Genomic DNA, 16,292 nt, shown 5'->3' with positions numbered 1-16,292 from the left:
CGTTGCCCCTGGAAAAGCCCTCGGTCCTGTCAGCGGCAGGTCGTACCCTGGATGGTCCAGAGGTTGTCGAGCAGCGAGAACCCTGCAACGGGAGGTATGTGCAGGCCACAGAGCCGGCCCATGACTCAGACACCCACAGCCCAGACCCCAGCGCCGGGGCAGGCGCGAGCCCACTTCACCGTCCCCGCCAAGCATCCGATGGTGACGGTCCTCGGCTCGGGTGACGCCCTGCTGCGCGTGATCGAGAAGGCCTTCCCGGCGGCCGACATCCATGTCCGGGGCAATCAGGTCAGCGCTGTCGGCGACGCGGCGGAAGTCGCCCTCATCCAGCGCCTGTTCGACGAGATGATGCTCGTGCTCCGCACCGGGCAGCCGATGACGGAGGACGCAGTGGAACGCTCGATCGCCATGCTCAAGGCGGCCGAGGACGGCAGCGGCGAGCCCGGTGCCGAGTCCCCGGCCGAGGTGCTCACGCAGAACATCCTCTCCAGCCGCGGCCGGACCATCCGCCCCAAGACGCTGAACCAGAAGCGCTATGTCGACGCCATCGACAAGCACACCGTCGTCTTCGGCATCGGTCCCGCCGGTACGGGCAAGACGTATCTCGCCATGGCCAAGGCCGTGCAGGCGCTGCAGTCCAAGCAGGTCAACCGCATCATCCTGACCCGGCCTGCGGTCGAGGCGGGGGAGCGGCTCGGCTTCCTGCCCGGCACGCTCTACGAGAAGATCGACCCGTATCTGCGCCCGCTGTACGACGCGCTGCACGACATGCTCGACCCCGACTCCATCCCCCGCCTGATGGCCGCGGGCACGATCGAAGTCGCGCCGCTCGCCTACATGCGCGGCCGCACGCTGAACGACGCGTTCATCATCCTCGACGAGGCGCAGAACACCAGCGCCGAACAGATGAAGATGTTCCTCACCCGTCTCGGCTTCGACTCGAAGATCGTCATCACCGGTGACGTCACCCAGGTCGACCTGCCCAGCGGCACGAAGAGCGGTCTGCGTCAGGTCCAGGCGATCCTGGACGGCGTCGAGGACGTGCACTTCTCGCGGCTCACGAGCCAGGATGTCGTACGGCACAAGCTCGTCGGCCGTATCGTCGACGCCTACGAGAAGTACGACAACGGGAAGTAGTCACAGCGCACCATGTCGATCGACGTCAACAACGAGTCCGGAACCGAGGTCGACGAGCAGGCGATCCTCGATGTCGCCCGCTACGCGCTCGCGCGGATGCGTATCCACCCGCTCTCCGAGCTCTCGGTGATCGTCGTGGACGCCGAAGCCATGGAGCAGCTCCACATCCAGTGGATGGATCTGCCCGGTCCGACCGATGTCATGTCCTTCCCGATGGACGAGCTGCGCCCGCCGGTCAAGGACGACGAGGAGCCCCCGCAGGGGCTCCTCGGTGACATCGTGCTCTGCCCCGAGGTGGCCAAGAGGCAGGGCGAGGAAGCGCCGACGCAGCACTCCATGGACGAGGAGCTCCAGCTCCTCACGGTCCATGGAGTGCTGCATCTGCTCGGGTACGACCACGAGGAGCCGGACGAGAAGGCGGAGATGTTCGGGCTGCAGGCCGCGATCGTCGACGGCTGGCGGGCGGAGAAGGGCCTCACGGGCCCGTCCCCGGCGCCGACCGTCTCATGACCGGCCAACTGATCGCAGGTGCCGTCGCGCTGGTCGTCGTCGCCTGGCTCGCCGCCTGCGCGGAGGCCGGTCTGGCCCGGGTCTCCAGCTTCCGTGCCGCCGAGGCCGTCCGGTCCGGGCGGCGTGGGGCCGACAAGCTGGAGCAGGTCGCCGCCGACCCCACCCGCTATCTCAATGTCGCTCTTCTGGTGCGTGTCGCCTGCGAGATGGCGGCCGGGGTGCTCGTCACCTACGCGTGCCTGGAGGAGTTCGAGGAGACGTGGGCGGCGCTTCTCGTCGCGATCGCCGTCATGGTGCTCGTCAGCTATGTCGCCGTCGGTGTCTCACCGCGCACCATCGGCCGCCAGCACCCGCTGAACACCGCCACGGCGGCGGCGTACGTCCTGCTGCCGCTGGCCAGGATCATGGGCCCGATCCCGCAGCTGCTGATCCTCATCGGCAATGCCCTCACCCCCGGAAAGGGCTTCCGCAAGGGGCCGTTCGCCTCCGAGGCCGAACTGCGCGCGATGGTCGACCTCGCCGAGCAGGAGTCGCTGATCGAGGACGACGAGCGCAGGATGGTGCACTCCGTCTTCGAGCTCGGCGACACCCTCGTCCGCGAGGTGATGGTCCCGCGCACCGACCTGGTGTGCATCGAGCGTTTCAAGACCGTGCGGCAGGCGCTGACGCTCGCGCTGCGCTCCGGTTTCTCGCGCATCCCCGTCACGGGGGAGAACGAGGACGACATCGTCGGAGTCGTCTACCTCAAGGATCTGGTCCGCAAGACGCACATCAACCGCGACGCGGAGGCCGATCTGGTGTCGACCGCGATGCGGCCCGCGGTCTTCGTCCCCGACACGAAGAACGCGGGTGATCTGCTGCGCGAGATGCAGCAGAAGCGCAACCACGTCGCCGTCGTCATCGACGAGTACGGCGGCACGGCGGGCATCGTCACGATCGAGGACATCCTCGAGGAGATCGTCGGTGAGATCACCGACGAGTACGACCGCGAGCTGCCGCCCGTCGTGGAGCTGGGTGACGGCTGTTTCCGGGTCACCGCCCGTCTCGACATCGGCGACCTCGGCGAGCTGTACGGCCTGGGGGCCGACGAACTGGACGACGAGGACGTGGAGACGGTCGGCGGACTCCTCGCCAAGGCGCTCGGCCGGGTGCCGATCTCCGGCGCCGGCGCGGTGGTCGATCTGCCCGACGGCCGGTCGCTGCGGCTGACGGCGGAGTCCCCCGCGGGCCGGCGGAACAAGATCGTCACGGTGCTCGCGGAGCCGGTGGAGAAGCCTGCGGACGACGAGCCGGCGCGATGAGGGCGGAGCGATGAAGGCGCAGCGGCTGAGGGCGTTCTGCCTGGAATTCAACGCGGCGGCCGAGGAGTTCCCGTTCGGCCCGGAGACGTCGGTGTTCAAGGTGCTGGGCAAGATGTTCGCCCTCAGCGCGCTGGATGCGAGCCCGCTGACGGTGAACCTGAAGTGCGAGCCGGAGAACGCGGTACGCCTGCGCACGGAGCACCCGGACGCGATCGTGCCCGGCTGGCACATGAACAAGCGGCACTGGAACACGGTGGCGGTGGACCGGCTCCCGGACCGGATGGTACGGGAGCTGATCGAGGACTCCTACGACCTGGTGGTGGCGGGGCTGCCGCGTGCGGAGCGTCTGCGGCTGGACCGGGCATAGGTCCTGCCGCGGCGGGCAGGGCCCGGCCCGCAGGCATTGTCCGGAGCTGTCCGATCTATGCTCGGCACATGACGCAGAGCACCGACCTCGGCCCCGAGGACCGCAAGATCATCACGCTGGCCCGCAGCGCCCGGGCCCGCAACGGTGTGCCCGAGGGCGCAGCCGTGCGTGACGAGACCGGGCGTACGTACGTCGCCGGGACCGTCGCACTGGACTCGCTGAAGCTCACCGCGCTGCAGACCGCGGTCGCGATGGCCGTCGCGAGCGGCGCGCAGTCCCTGGAGGCCGCGGCCGTGGTCTCCGAGGCGGATGCCGCGGCCGACGCGGACCGCGCGGCCGTTCGGGACCTGGGCGGTCCCGCGACCCCGGTGCTGCTGGCCGGCCCCGACGGAGAGCTCAAGTCCTCGGTCACGGCGGGCTGACCGCCCTCACGTATCGGACGGCGCCACCTTTCCGGTGGCGCCGTTTTCGTGTTCCGGTCCTCGGAAATGTCCGCCCTGTCACGGATCTTGACAGAATCTGATGGGTCATCAGTCGGTGCATTTCGATTCCATTGACTTCTCGCCGCCCCCGCCCGTCAATGGCCCCCTGCCGCCGCGGAAGAGCCGCCGCGTCCGCACCCGTTCTGTCAGAAGGGGGCAGTCATGCCGTCAGCCGCACGAAGACCCCGCAGGTCCGCCGCCCCACGGCGTCCGTGGACCGCCACGCTGGGGGTCCTCGCACTGGTCGCGGGAGCGGCCTCGCTCGCCGCACCTGCGCATGCACTGGCCGCGGCCGCCGCACCGGTGGACTTCGCCACGCACTGCGTACCGCCGCCGATCGCGGGCATCCCGCCGATCGATGGCACCACCACAGCGGAGATAACGGTCGACAACACCGCACCCAAGGTCGGCGACACCGTCACCGTCACCTACACCGTCGTCAAGCCGGCCGCCGGGAACCCGGTCGACCTGGCCCTGCCCGCCGACATCATGACGCCCACCGGCAAGGTCACCCTCGGCGGTGCCCAGCCCGGCAGCGTCACGGTCACCGGCCCGAAGAAGAATCCGCCGGTGCCCGGCAAGGCGCCCTTCCCGTCGTTCTCGATGACCGGCACGTTCACGGTCACCGCGCCCGGCGCGATCACGCTCTCGCCCGGCGACTACAACATCCACACCAGCTACATCATGGAGCTGGACACCCCCTGCACGGTCAAGAATCCGCCCGCACCCGTCTCCGAGACGGTCACCGCGACCGAGCAGCCCGGCGCGAACGAACGCACCCTGACCCTGGCCACTGCCTCCGGCAGCCCCGGCGACCAGGTCACCGTCACCGGTGCCGCGTTCACACCCGGCACCGCCGTCACCCTCGCGGGCCGCGCCGGTGCGGCCGAGACGGCCGACAAACAGACCGTCACCTCCGACGCGAACGGCGCCTTCACCGCCCAACTGACCGTCAACGACAAGGCGACCTCCGGGATCGTCGCGTACGAGGGCGACAGCTGGAACGAGCAGACCGGCGCGGGGCCGGCGGCGTATACCGTCATCGACGACACCCCGCTCCCGGCGGGCAGCCAGAAGCTCAACGCCTCCGTGGCCGCGGGCACCCTGTCCATGTCCCAGGCGGGGGACACCGTCGAGATGTCCGCTGTCGACTTCGGCGCGGGCGGCGCCTCGACGGGCGCCCTGAGGACAGTGACCGTCAAGGACTTCCGCGGCGGGCCCGCGGGCTGGTCCCTGACCGGCAAGGTCACCGACTTCACCGGACCCGGCGGGGCGAGGATCGACGCGGCGAAGCTCGGCTGGGCCCCGGCCTGCGCCACGGAGCCGGGCAGCCCCAGCACCTGCGCGGGAGGTTCGGCCGGTCCCGTCGGCACCGCGGGCGCGACCCTCGCCTCCACGCCCGACGGAGCGCTCACCGGCGGTGAGTTCACCGTGGACGCCCAGGTCACCCTGGACGTACCGGCGTTCACCCCGCCCGGCGCCTATGCGGGTGTCCTCACCCTGACGCTCTCGTGACCAAGGGCGAGTGAGCCGACGAGGCGCGCCCCAGCGTCTCGGAGGCGAAGCGAGCCACAGACAGAGCCGGCCCGGGCGCGCACCCGCCCGGGCCGCTTCCTGACCGGGGAGCGCCCATGCGCAAGCTGTACGCCGTCGTTCTCGGCCTGCTCACCGTCCTGACCGGGGCTCCCGTCGCGCATGCCGCCGACAACGGATCCTGGTCCGTCTATCCGGCCGCCTCCGAACTGGGCCGGCGCCCGTACTTCTACCTCTCCGCCGATCCCGGCACGACCCTCACCGACCGGGTCACCGTCACCAACAAGACCGCCGCACCCCTCACCTTCGTGCTCTATGCCGCCGACGCCCACAACACCCCGCGCGACGGCGGCTTTGCCGTGCGCACCGCCCAGGAGAAGCAGCGCGGCGTCGGTGCCTGGGCCCGGCCCGGGCGTGACCGGGTCACCGTCCCGGCCCACGCCTCGGTCACCGTGCCGTACACCCTCACCGTTCCCCAGAACGCGGAGCCGGGCGACCATCCCGGCGCACTGGTCGCCCTCGACGAGCGGATCGCGTCCTCGGCGGGCGCGGTCGACGTCGGGGTACGGCAGGCGGTCGCGGCCCGGGTCTATCTGCGGGTGAACGGGCCCGCCGTGCCTGCCATCGCGGTCGAGGACGTGCGCATCTCCCGGCAGCGGCCGCTGGTGCCGGGCACCGGCGAGAGCACCGCGGTGATCTCGTACACCCTCCACAACCGCGGAAACGTCACCCTCGACCCGAAGGTCGCGCTGCGGGCCGAGGGACTGTTCGGGCGTGATCTGCTCGCCCGTGACCTGACCGGTGTCCCCTCCGAGCTGCTGCCCCGCCAGAAGATCCGTCTCGCCGAGCGCTGGAGCGGAGCACCACAGCTGGAGTGGGGCGAGGTGACGCTGACGGCCAGCGCGCGGGACGTGCGCGCGTCCGCAGGGGCGTCGTTCCTCGCCGTGCCGTGGCTCCTCGCCGCGGCCCTCCTGGGCCTGTCGGCCGGGGCCGGGGCATGGGCATGGGCGAAGCGGCGGCGGCAGCGCGTACCCGAGGGCCTCCGGCATCAGGGACAATGGGCGCCATGAGCGTTCCTACCCAGTCTTCCGAAGCCCCCCACCGGGCCGGCTTCGCCTGCTTCGTCGGCCGTCCGAACGCGGGCAAGTCCACCCTCACGAACGCTCTGGTCGGTCAGAAGGTGGCCATCACCTCGAACCGGCCGCAGACCACCCGGCACACCGTGCGCGGCATCGTGCACCGCCCCGAGGCGCAGCTGATCCTGGTTGACACCCCGGGTCTCCACAAGCCGCGCACCCTGCTCGGCGAGCGGCTCAACGACGTGGTCCGCACGACATGGGCCGAGGTCGACGTGATCGGGTTCTGCCTGCCCGCCAACGAGAAGCTGGGCCCCGGCGACCGGTTCATCGCCAAGGAGCTCGCCGGGATCAGGAAGACGCCGAAGGTCGCGATCATCACCAAGACCGACCTCGTCGACTCGAAGACCCTCGCCGAGCAGCTGATCGCCATCGACCAGCTCGGCAAGGAGCTGGGCCTCGAATGGGCGGAGATCGTTCCGGTCTCCGCGGTCGGCGACAAGCAGGTGCAGCTGGTCGCCGATCTGCTGATCCCGCTGCTGCCCGAGAGCCCGCCGCTCTACCCGGAGGGCGACCTCACGGACGAGCCGGAGCAGGTGATGGTCGCGGAGCTGATCCGTGAGGCCGCGCTGGAAGGCGTACGGGACGAGCTGCCGCACTCGATCGCGGTGGTCGTCGAGGAGATGCTGCCGCGCGAGGACCGCCCGGCGGACCGGCCGCTGCTGGACATCCACGCCAACGTCTACATCGAGCGCCCCAGCCAGAAGGGCATCATCATCGGCCCGAAGGGCAAGCGCCTGAAGGAGGTCGGCATCAAGTCCCGTAAGCACATCGAGGCGCTGCTGGGCACGCCCGTCTTCCTGGACCTGCACGTCAAGGTTGCCAAGGACTGGCAGCGCGACCCGAAGCAGCTGCGCAAGCTCGGCTTCTGAGCGGGCCGCCGCAACGGCGTCACGTTGCTGCCGTGCCCACCGGAGACCGCGTACGCCTGGCGGCTGCCCGACGAGGCCGCCCGGGTCCTCGCCGAGCAGGGTCCGGCCGCGCTGAAGGCGCGCGCCGTCCGGTCGAGGAGGCCGTGGCGGCGGGCGACGAGCCGGAGCGCGCCGCCCGCTCGGTGGCCGCCGGCCCGGGCACGACCGGCGTCACGAACCTTCCTTGAGCACCAGCGAGATCAAGTCCCGTTGTGCCTCGGAGAGTCGGGGGTCGGAGCAGTACACCGTCCGGCCGTCGACCGTGATCTGGTAGCTGAACCCGTCGGGCACGCCGACCGGGGGAGTGTCGTGGCCCTCGGCCACCGCCCGCTCGGCCAGACCCTGCACGTGACCCGCGTCGTCCCGCCCGGCGGTGTCGACCTCGGAGACCTTCTCGATCCCGGCGAATCCGCCCGTACGCCTTACCTGGATACGCATGGCACCCGTTCTAGTACGGATCGTGTCCGGGCGACAGCGGAGCGGGCCGCCGACGCCCGCCCCGCACCGGCCCCGCGGCTTACCCCGCTGTCTCGACCCCGACCTGCGACCAGGCCTTCAGCACGGCATCGTGCTCCTCGCCCTCGCCGAACCGGTCCGCCGCGGCCGCCACCGTCAACCGGGCGAAGCTCGCGAAGTCCGCGTCCACCGGCAGCTCGCCGCCGGTCAGCACGTCGAACCAGATCTGCCCGGCCCTCTCCCAGGCCGGCCCGCCCAGCCGGGTCGCCAGCAGATGAAACGCGTGGTTGGGGATGCCGGAATTGATGTGCACCCCGCCGTTGTCGCGGCCGGTGCGGACGAAGTCGGCCATCGTCGCCGGCTGCGGGTCCTTGCCGAGCACGTCGTCGTCGTACGCCGTGCCCGGCGCCTTCATCGACCGGAGCGCGACCCCGCTGACGCGGGGCGCGAGCAGGCCCGCACCGATCAGCCAGTCCGCCTCGTCTGCGTTCTGCCCGAGGCTGCGCTGCTTGACCAGCGAGCCGAACACGTCCGAGACGGACTCGTTCAGCGCGCCGGGCTGGCCGAAGTAGCTGAGGTTCGCCGTGTACTGGGTGAGGCCGTGCGCCAGCTCGTGCGCGATGACGTCGACGGCCACCGTGAAGTCGAGGAAGATCTCGCCGTCCCCGTCGCCGAACACCATCTGCTCGCCGTTCCAGAACGCGTTGCCGTACTTCTCGTCGTAGTGGACCGTCGCGTCCAGTGGGAGGCCCTCGCCGTCGATCGAGTTGCGGCCGTACGCGGCGAGCAGCAGCTCGAAAGTGGCGCCCAGGCCTGCGTACGCGCGGTTGACGGCGGCGTCCGCCACCGGCCGGTCTCCCTCGCCGCGCACCTCGGTGCCCGGCAGGGCGGTGCCGTGCCGGGCGTCGTAGAGCGTGCGGCGGGGGCCGTCGGCGGGAGCTGCGGCGCGCCTCGGCGCGGTGCCGAGCACGGTCGTCAGCCGACGGCCGGTGCGCTGTGCGGCGTCCGCCTGCAGGGTGCGGCGGGCGGGGCCGGACAGCGCGGGCTCGTCCGAGCGGGCGAGCCTGTCGAGGATGTGGGGTGGCACGATGCCGCAGAAGACGGGGGTGCGAATGTCCATGTCCGGCAATGTGGCACTACGTGACGGAGCTGTCACGGAATGGGGGAGCGGTTAGCGAAATAGAGTGATAGGCCACATTTGACCGTTACTGATCGGTCGTCCCGCATACTGAAACAGGACCCACGCTCCCGCCGAGGCTCGGTTAGGCTTCTTCGCATCATGCGTTTCGGGCTGCTTCTCCTTAGCTGCCGCGGCGAGGGCCTGTAGTCGTAGGCCGACCCCCTCCCCGCGGAGTCTGGTGCTGCATCGACACAGTCGGCCCCCCTTCCTGCAGGATCAGAGGAGCCCTACGCAATGTCTCAGTCGCAGTGGATCGGCCGTCCCACCCCGATCACCAACACGACGCACATGCAGAAGCCGTCCGGGATGCCGATCCACAAGTACGGCCGTTACGAGGCCGTCGGCATCCCCGACCGCACCTGGCCCGAGCAGCGCATCACCAAGGCCCCCCGCTGGCTGTCCACCGATCTGCGCGACGGCAACCAGGCACTGATCGACCCCATGAGCCCCGCCCGCAAGCGCGAGATGTTCGACCTGCTGGTACGCATGGGCTACAAGGAGATCGAGGTCGGCTTCCCCTCCTCCGGCGAGACCGACTTCGCGTTCGTACGCTCCATCATCGAAGAGGGCGCGATCCCCGACGACGTCACCATCTCCGTGCTGACGCAGGCCCGTGAGGACCTGATCGAGCGCACCGTCGAGTCGATCGTCGGCGCCAACCGCGCCACCGTGCACCTGTACAACGCGACCGCGCCCACCTTCCGCCGCGTCGTCTTCCGCGGGTCCAAGGACGACATCAAGCAGATCGCCGTCGACGGCACCCGGCTGGTCATGGAGTACGCGGACAAGCTGCTGGGCCCCGAGACGACCTTCGGCTACCAGTACAGCCCCGAGATCTTCACGGACACCGAGCTGGACTTCGCCCTGGAGGTCTGCGAGGCCGTGTGCGACGTCTGGCAGCCGGAAGAGGGCCGCGAGATCATCCTCAACCTGCCCGCCACCGTGGAGCGTTCGACCCCGTCCACGCACGCCGACCGCTTCGAGTGGATGTCGCGGAACCTGACCCGGCGCGCGTACGTCTGCCTGTCCGTGCACCCGCACAACGACCGCGGCACCGCCGTCGCCGCCGCCGAGCTGGCGATCATGGCAGGAGCCGACCGCATCGAGGGCTGTCTGTTCGGCCAGGGCGAGCGCACCGGCAACGTCGACCTGGTCACCCTGGGCATGAACCTGTTCTCGCAGGGCGTCGACCCGCAGATCGACTTCTCGCAGATCGACGAGATCCGTCGCACCAGCGAGTACTGCAACCAGATGGAGGTCCACCCGCGCCACCCCTACGCGGGCGATCTGGTCTACACCGCCTTCTCCGGCTCCCACCAGGACGCCATCAAGAAGGGCTTCGACGCCATGGAGGCCGACGCGGCCGCCGCCGGCAAGACCGTCGACGACATCGAGTGGGCCGTCCCGTACCTGCCGATCGACCCCAAGGACGTCGGCCGCTCCTACGAGGCCGTCATCCGCGTCAACTCGCAGTCCGGCAAGGGCGGCATCGCCTACGTCCTGAAGAACGACCACAAGCTGGACCTGCCGCGCCGGATGCAGATCGAGTTCTCCCGGATCATCCAGGCCAAGACCGACACCGAGGGCGGCGAGGTCACCCCGGCCGCGATCTGGTCCGTATTCCAGGACGAGTACCTGCCGAACCCGGACAATCCGTGGGGGCGCATCCAGATCCGCTCCGGCCAGACCACCACCGACAAGGACGGCGTCGACACGCTGACCGTCGAGGCGGTCGTCGACGGCGACGAGACCGTGCTGACGGGCTCCGGAAACGGCCCGATCTCCGCGTTCTTCGAGGCGCTGAACGCCGTGGGCGTCGACGTCCGCCTGCTGGACTACCAGGAGCACACGATGAGCGAGGGCGCGTCCGCGCAGGCCGCCTCGTACATCGAGTGCGCCATCGACGGAAAGGTCCTGTGGGGCATCGGCATCGACGCCAACACCACGCGGGCCTCCCTGAAGGCCGTCGTCTCGGCCGTCAACCGCGCGGCGCGTTAGTACGCCGCCCACCCTCTCCCCTTCGCCGGGCGTGCTCGCGGACGAGCACGCCCGGCGTTTTGCGCGGTTGTGCGCCGGCTTGTGCACCGCGCGGATCCGGCCATGTGCGCACGTACTCCCGTAGGGGTGCTGACGTGGCATCAATCGTGTGGCTAACATCACGTCCACGCGGCAATGTTGCCGCTGCATTACGGAGGTGCGACGTGCTGCCAACCCGGGGAATTCGCGGCCGGAAACTGAGGGTATGCGGCATTCACACGTCCTGGAGCACCATCGGCGACGGTGAGTTCTTCTGCCCCGAGTGCGGAGGCGACCGCAACTACCGCCGCCGGACCGGCCGCCGCCGCTTCACCGTCCTCGGGATGCCGCTGCTCGGCCGCGGTCTCACCGGCCCCGTCGTCGAATGCGCGGCCTGCCACACCCACTTCGGCCCGGACGCCCTCGACCACCCCACCACCGGCCGCTTCTCGGCGATGCTCAGGGACGCCGTGCACACCGTCGCCCTCGCCGTCCTCGCCTCCGGCGGCACCGCGTCCCGCGCCGTACGCGAGACCGCCGTCCACATCGTGCGCGCCGCCGGACTCGACGACTGCACCGAGGACCAGCTCACCTCCCTCATCGAGGCGCTCGCCGCCGACACCGGCCGCTTCGTCACGGACACCACGCCCTACGGTGCGGCCCTCGCCATCGAACTGCACGAGGCGCTGGAACCGCTCGCGCCCCATCTCGCCCCCGCCGGACGGGAGTCGATCCTGCTGCAGGGCGCCCGTATCGCACTCGCCGACGGTCCCTACACCCCGGCCGAGCGCGAGGTGCTGACGACGGTGGGCGCGGCGCTGCAGCTGGACGAGGACGACACGGCACGGCTCATGGAAACGGCGCGGACGCCGTTCTGAGTACCGCCGGGCCTACTCCCAGGGGAGTACGCCACCTCCAGGGCCACCCTGCGCAGTAGGCCCCATCTCGCACCCGCGCGCGACGAATCCGCCTCCCCGCGACGGAAGTCTGGTGACGCACACCGCCACCGGACGCCCGTGACGAAGGGGAGACACCCATGGGGCCCGTACCGACCGCAACCGCACCACCGCCGGCGAAGCCGACAGCGCGGCGACGAGCCCTGCCCTGGGCGATCGTCGTCCTGTGGTTCGCCGTCATCGCGCTCACCGTCCCCTTCGCCGGCAAACTCGGCGACGCCCAGCGGGACAACGTCGTCGACTACCTCCCCGCGAGCGCCGACTCCACCCAGGTCGCGAAGATCCAGCAGGCCCTGCCCGGCGGTGAATCCACCGACCTGGTCGTCGTCTACCACCGCGACGGCGGACTGACGGACGCCGACCGCGCGCAGGCGCAGCGGCAGCTCGACGACATCGCCGGCGCCCACCGGCTCGCGAGCGGCCCGCCGAAGGGCGTGCCGTCGAAGGACGGCGCCACCCTGATGTATCCGGTGTCGACCACCGAACCGGGCAGCGACAACGACGCGCGCACCGCACTCGTCGACGACGTGCGCGATCGTCTGGACCGGGGAGGGACCGAAGGGCTCGACGTCGAACTCGGCGGGCCCGGTGCCGTGCAGACCGACATGGAGAAGGTCTTCGAGACCATCGACGGCACACTGATGATCGCGACCGTCCTCGTCGTCGCCGTGCTGCTGATCATCACCTACCGCAGTCCGTTCCTGTGGCTCGTCCCGCTGATCGTCGTCGGCGCCGCGGCCGTCGCCTCCAGGGCCTTGATCTACGGCCTCATCCAGGGCTTCGACCTCACCGTCACGAGCCAGAGCGCCGCCATCATGACCGTCCTCGTCTTCGGGGCGGGCACCGACTACGCGCTGCTGCTCGTCGCCCGCTACCGCGAGGAACTGCGCCGTATCGAGCGGCCGTACGACGCGATGCTCGCCGCCCTGCGCGGCTGCGGTCCCGCCGTCGTCGCCTCCTCCGGCACCGTCGCCGCCGGACTGCTGTGCCTGCTCGCCGCCGACCTCAACAGCGCCAGCGGCCTCGGCCCGGTCGGTGCCGTCGGCGTCGTCTGCGCGCTGGCCGCCATGCTCACCCTGCTCCCCGCCGTCCTTGTGCTCCTCGGGCGACGAGTGTTCTGGCCGCTGGTCCCGGCGTACGGTTCTGAACAGCGGCAGCGCCGCTCGCTGTTCGCCGCGATGGGCAGCTCCGCGGGGCGCCGCCCGGGCGGTGTGCTCGTCTCCGGCGTGCTGCTGCTCGGGGCTCTGGCGCTCGGCGTGTTCGCCATGCCCGGCAACCTCGCCCAGGAGGACAGCTTCACCGAGCGGCCCGAGTCCGTCTCGGCGATGAAGACGCTGAACGAGGCATATCCCGGACTCGGCAGCCAGCCCATCGGCATCGTCGTACCCACCAGGAGCGCGGACCGTGCGCTCGCCGAGGCCCGCGGGACCGACGGGGTGGCCGACGCCAGGACCGGCCGCAGCGCCGACGGCTGGACCGAGATCACCGTTCTGGCGGAGGACGCGCCTCAGACACCCGGAGAGACCGCGACCATCCAGGCGCTGCGGGCGAACCTCGACGAAGCCCACGTGGGCGGACCGAGCGCCCAGCAGCTGGACCTCGCGGACACCAACGCCCGCGACCAGAAGGTCGTCATCCCGCTCGTGCTCGGCGCGGTGCTGCTCATCCTGATCGCCCTGCTGCGCAGTCTCGTCGCGCCCCTGATGCTGATCGCCGCGGTCGTGGCCGTGTGGGGCGCGGTGATGGGGCTGGGCGGTCTGGTCTTCGAACCGCTCTTCGGCTTCCAGGGCATGGACCCCAGCCTGCCGCTGCTGTCGTTCGTCTTCCTCGTCGCCCTCGGGGTCGACTACGGCATCTTCCTGATGCACCGGATGCGCGAGGAAGCCCTGTCGGGCGCGGACCCCCACACCGCGGCGCTCACGGCGCTGCGCACGACGGGCGGGGTGATCGCCTCCGCGGGGATCGTGCTCGCGGCGACCTTCGTCGTCCTGATGAACCTGCCGCTGGTGCCGCTTGTCGAGATGGGTTTCCTCGTCGCGGTCGGCGTCCTGCTGGACACGTTCCTGGTGCGGACGTACCTGGTGACATCCGCGAGCCTGCTGCTGGGGCGGCGGGTGTGGTGGCCGGGGCCGCTGAGCCGCAAGAGTGCGGCACCGCCGGCGCCTCTCCCGCAGCCCGAACCGGCGGCCCACCACCAGGCCCCGTCCCAGGGCGTGTTTCGAAAGTCCCGCCTGGCCCGCGTTCGAAACACACCCTAGGAGTTGTCGCCCCACCCGCGCCCCTCAGGAGGCGTACTCGAACGCTGGACGGGCTGAAGTGCCGCACCACGCACCCGGTCTCGCCGGCGTTCGAGGCGTGGGGGTCCGTCGGGCGGAGCTCCCGGTTGGGGAAGGGGAGGGGTGGGGAAGAAGCCGCTACTACCCCAGGATGGACCCGTGCCGCAGCCCCAGACCAGCCCGCCCCCGCCCCGCCGCGGCGAACGCATACTCACCGCCGTGAGCCGCGACCCCCTCACCGCCCCCCACCGCAGGCGCAACGACGCGCTGCTCGCCGTCGCGCTCGGCGTGCTCGCCGTCGGGCTCGCCCTGTTCGTCGACGACGGACGCCGGCTCGACGCCCTCGGCTGGGTGCTCCTCTCCGGCACGGTCGTGCCCCTGGCCTGGCGCCGTTCGCGGCCCGGGCTCGTCCTCGTCGTCGTTGTGCTCTGCGCGGTGCCGTACCACGCGCTCGACAACAGCCATGCGGCTCCCGTCCCCGCCTCGCTGCTCGCCCTCTACACCTACGCCGTCACCGCCCGGCCGATGCACACGGCCCTTGCCGGCGGCGCCGTCATCAGCGTCTCCCTGACGGTGATGTTCACCGTCGGCACGCACGAGGGCCTGGAGGCGCTGCGTACCTCGGGCTGGATCCTCGCCGCCCTCGTCTGCGGCGTCGACGTCCGCGTCTACCGCCTCTACATCGCCTCTGTAGTGGGCCGGGCCGAGCGGGCCGAGCGCACCCGCGAGGAGGAGGCGGCCCGCAGGGTCGCCGAGGAGCGGCTGCGGATCGCCCGTGACCTGCACGATCTGCTCGCCCACTCGATCACGCTGATCGGGGTGCAGACCTCGGTCGCCTCCCATGTCCTGACCGTCGACCCCGACCGGCTTGACCGGGCCGCCATCGCGAAGGCACTCGACGACATCGCCGGAACCTGCCGCACCGCGCGCGGAGAACTGCGCACCACGCTGGAGGTGCTGCGCGCCGACGCCCCCGAGATCGGCGGTCCGCTGCCCGATCTGGCCGCGCTGCCCGCTCTCGTGCGTTCGGCGGGCGCGCGGCTGTCGCTGGACACCGGCGAGGGTCCGTTGCCGCCCGCCGTCGAGGCCGCCGCGTACCGCATCGTGCAGGAGTCGCTGACCAACGCCGTACGCCACGGCGGCCCCGGTGCCCGCGTCGACGTCGATGTGGCGCTGGAGGGCGGCGCACTGCGGGTCACCGTCACCGATGACGGCACGGCATGCCCCGGCCAGGGCTCCGGCTTCGGCATCATCGGGATGCGCGAGCGCGCCCGTAGCGTCGGCGGCACGCTGTCGGCCGGCCCGCGCGGGGACGCGCCGGGCTTCGAAGTCGCCGCCACCCTGCCCCTGCAGCCCACGGAGGCCGCCGCATGATCCGCGTACTGCTCGCAGATGACCAGACCCTCGTCCGGGCCGCGTTCGCGATGCTCGTCGAGTCGGCCCGCGACATGGAGGTCGTCGGTCAGGCTGGCACGGGTGCACAGGCCGTCGAACTGGCCCGCTCGGAACGTGCGGACCTGGTCGTCATGGACATCCGGATGCCGGAACTCGACGGCATCGAGGCCACCCGTCTGATCGCCGCGGACGACGACCTCGCAGGCGTGAAGGTCCTCGTCCTCACCACGTACGACACCGACGAGCACATCGTCGAGGCGCTGCGGGCCGGTGCGTCCGGGTTCCTGGTGAAGGACACCAAACCCGCCGAACTGCTGGCCGCGATCCGCACGGTCGCGGCGGGCGAGTCCCTGCTCTCCCCGGGCCCCACCTCGCGCCTCATCGCCCGCGTCCTGTCCGCGCCCCGGCTGCCGCAGGCGGGCGGCCCGGACGGGCTCACCGACCGCGAGCGCCAGGTGCTGACCCTGGTCGCCCGCGGTCTGAACAACACCGAGATCGCGGAGTCGCTGGGCCTGAGCCCGCTGACCGCCAAGACCCATGTCAGCCGCATCATGGGCAAGCTCGGCGCCCGTGACCGGGCCCAACTGGTGATCGTGGCCTACGAGTCGGGGCTGGTGGCACCCGGCACCGCGTGAG

General features: G+C 70.9%; 15 protein-coding genes. 13 read left to right on the top strand and 2 right to left on the bottom strand.

From position 1 onward, the window contains the following. The first annotated feature begins 120 nt into the window (after positions 1-120). From AC067Z_RS05435 to era, 8 genes are all read left to right on the top strand, one after another. Positions 121-1,137 carry a PhoH family protein gene (locus tag AC067Z_RS05435; protein WP_478788132.1) on the top strand — a complete coding sequence of 339 codons (1,017 nt, stop codon included), beginning with the start codon at positions 121-123 and terminating at the stop codon, positions 1,135-1,137. A 12-nt stretch (positions 1,138-1,149) separates the two neighbouring features. Then, entirely contained in the window at positions 1,150-1,647 is a 498-nt protein-coding gene (gene ybeY, locus AC067Z_RS05430; protein WP_478788131.1) for an rRNA maturation RNase YbeY, read from the top strand. Next, positions 1,644-2,948, top strand: coding sequence for a hemolysin family protein (locus AC067Z_RS05425; RefSeq protein ID WP_478788130.1), 1,305 nt, complete (start codon positions 1,644-1,646; stop codon positions 2,946-2,948). Before ybeY ends, AC067Z_RS05425 begins: the two co-directional genes overlap by 4 nt. A 10-nt stretch (positions 2,949-2,958) precedes the next feature. Then, complete coding sequence (locus AC067Z_RS05420) at positions 2,959-3,315, top strand: MmcQ/YjbR family DNA-binding protein (RefSeq protein WP_478788129.1); 357 nt, start codon at positions 2,959-2,961, stop codon at positions 3,313-3,315. Between the two features lie 68 nt (positions 3,316-3,383). Beyond that, on the top strand, positions 3,384-3,737 hold the full coding sequence (locus tag AC067Z_RS05415; protein WP_478788128.1) for a cytidine deaminase: 354 nt from the start codon (positions 3,384-3,386) through the stop codon (positions 3,735-3,737). 222 nt (positions 3,738-3,959) lie between these two features. Beyond that, positions 3,960-5,312, top strand: a complete 1,353-nt coding sequence (locus AC067Z_RS05410) for a WxL domain-containing protein (protein ID WP_478788127.1) — start codon at positions 3,960-3,962, stop codon at positions 5,310-5,312. A 116-nt stretch (positions 5,313-5,428) separates the two neighbouring features. Next, positions 5,429-6,400, top strand: coding sequence for a DUF916 domain-containing protein (locus tag AC067Z_RS05405; RefSeq protein ID WP_478788126.1), 972 nt, complete (start codon positions 5,429-5,431; stop codon positions 6,398-6,400). Continuing rightward, positions 6,388-7,338 carry a GTPase Era gene (era, locus tag AC067Z_RS05400; protein ID WP_478788125.1) on the top strand — a complete coding sequence of 317 codons (951 nt, stop codon included), beginning with the start codon at positions 6,388-6,390 and terminating at the stop codon, positions 7,336-7,338. The genes AC067Z_RS05405 and era overlap by 13 nt, the downstream gene beginning before the upstream one ends. Positions 7,339-7,548: 210 nt before the next feature. Here era and AC067Z_RS05395 read toward each other — a convergent pair whose 3' ends face one another. Both AC067Z_RS05395 and AC067Z_RS05390 read right to left on the bottom strand, forming a co-directional pair. Next, positions 7,549-7,815 (bottom strand): protealysin inhibitor emfourin, encoded by a 267-nt coding sequence (locus AC067Z_RS05395; RefSeq protein WP_478788124.1) that lies wholly within the window; start codon positions 7,813-7,815, stop codon positions 7,549-7,551. 79 nt (positions 7,816-7,894) lie between these two features. Then, positions 7,895-8,953, bottom strand: coding sequence for a M4 family metallopeptidase (locus tag AC067Z_RS05390; protein WP_478788123.1), 1,059 nt, complete (start codon positions 8,951-8,953; stop codon positions 7,895-7,897). 294 nt (positions 8,954-9,247) lie between these two features. On the opposite strand from AC067Z_RS05390, the gene leuA reads away from it, so the two are divergent. The 5 genes from leuA (at position 9,248) to AC067Z_RS05365 (ending at position 16,291) form a co-directional block, all read left to right on the top strand. Then, positions 9,248-11,011, top strand: a complete 1,764-nt coding sequence (gene leuA / locus AC067Z_RS05385) for a 2-isopropylmalate synthase (RefSeq protein ID WP_478788122.1) — start codon at positions 9,248-9,250, stop codon at positions 11,009-11,011. A 203-nt stretch (positions 11,012-11,214) separates the two neighbouring features. Beyond that, a complete protein-coding gene (locus tag AC067Z_RS05380) occupies positions 11,215-11,907 on the top strand; it encodes a tellurite resistance TerB family protein (protein WP_478788121.1) in 693 nt (230 codons plus the stop codon). A 158-nt stretch (positions 11,908-12,065) separates the two neighbouring features. Next, a complete protein-coding gene (locus AC067Z_RS05375) occupies positions 12,066-14,243 on the top strand; it encodes an MMPL family transporter (protein ID WP_478788120.1) in 2,178 nt (725 codons plus the stop codon). 237 nt (positions 14,244-14,480) lie between these two features. Next, positions 14,481-15,635 carry a sensor histidine kinase gene (locus AC067Z_RS05370; RefSeq protein ID WP_478788119.1) on the top strand — a complete coding sequence of 385 codons (1,155 nt, stop codon included), beginning with the start codon at positions 14,481-14,483 and terminating at the stop codon, positions 15,633-15,635. Continuing rightward, a complete protein-coding gene (locus AC067Z_RS05365) occupies positions 15,632-16,291 on the top strand; it encodes a response regulator (protein ID WP_478788118.1) in 660 nt (219 codons plus the stop codon). The genes AC067Z_RS05370 and AC067Z_RS05365 overlap by 4 nt, the downstream gene beginning before the upstream one ends. The last annotated feature ends 1 nt before the right edge of the window (position 16,292 follow it).

It is taken from the genome of Streptomyces sp. NPDC043812, assembly GCF_056436245.1.
Note: the sequence above shows the minus strand (reverse complement) of the source record. Positions and strands in the feature narration are given on the sequence as shown.

What these genes read in the sequence shown, in the direction of transcription:
- AC067Z_RS05435 (WP_478788132.1), top strand. Translation starts at nt 121, where the DNA reads ATGACTCAGACACCCACAGCCCAGACCCCAGCGCCGGGGCAGGCGCGA.
- ybeY (WP_478788131.1), top strand. Translation starts at nt 1,150, where the DNA reads ATGTCGATCGACGTCAACAACGAGTCCGGAACCGAGGTCGACGAGCAG.
- AC067Z_RS05425 (WP_478788130.1), top strand. Translation starts at nt 1,644, where the DNA reads ATGACCGGCCAACTGATCGCAGGTGCCGTCGCGCTGGTCGTCGTCGCC.
- AC067Z_RS05420 (WP_478788129.1), top strand. Translation starts at nt 2,959, where the DNA reads ATGAAGGCGCAGCGGCTGAGGGCGTTCTGCCTGGAATTCAACGCGGCG.
- AC067Z_RS05415 (WP_478788128.1), top strand. Translation starts at nt 3,384, where the DNA reads ATGACGCAGAGCACCGACCTCGGCCCCGAGGACCGCAAGATCATCACG.
- AC067Z_RS05410 (WP_478788127.1), top strand. Translation starts at nt 3,960, where the DNA reads ATGCCGTCAGCCGCACGAAGACCCCGCAGGTCCGCCGCCCCACGGCGT.
- AC067Z_RS05405 (WP_478788126.1), top strand. Translation starts at nt 5,429, where the DNA reads ATGCGCAAGCTGTACGCCGTCGTTCTCGGCCTGCTCACCGTCCTGACC.
- era (WP_478788125.1), top strand. Translation starts at nt 6,388, where the DNA reads ATGGGCGCCATGAGCGTTCCTACCCAGTCTTCCGAAGCCCCCCACCGG.
- AC067Z_RS05395 (WP_478788124.1), bottom strand. Translation starts at nt 7,815, where the DNA reads ATGCGTATCCAGGTAAGGCGTACGGGCGGATTCGCCGGGATCGAGAAG.
- AC067Z_RS05390 (WP_478788123.1), bottom strand. Translation starts at nt 8,953, where the DNA reads ATGGACATTCGCACCCCCGTCTTCTGCGGCATCGTGCCACCCCACATC.
- leuA (WP_478788122.1), top strand. Translation starts at nt 9,248, where the DNA reads ATGTCTCAGTCGCAGTGGATCGGCCGTCCCACCCCGATCACCAACACG.
- AC067Z_RS05375 (WP_478788120.1), top strand. Translation starts at nt 12,066, where the DNA reads ATGGGGCCCGTACCGACCGCAACCGCACCACCGCCGGCGAAGCCGACA.
- AC067Z_RS05365 (WP_478788118.1), top strand. Translation starts at nt 15,632, where the DNA reads ATGATCCGCGTACTGCTCGCAGATGACCAGACCCTCGTCCGGGCCGCG.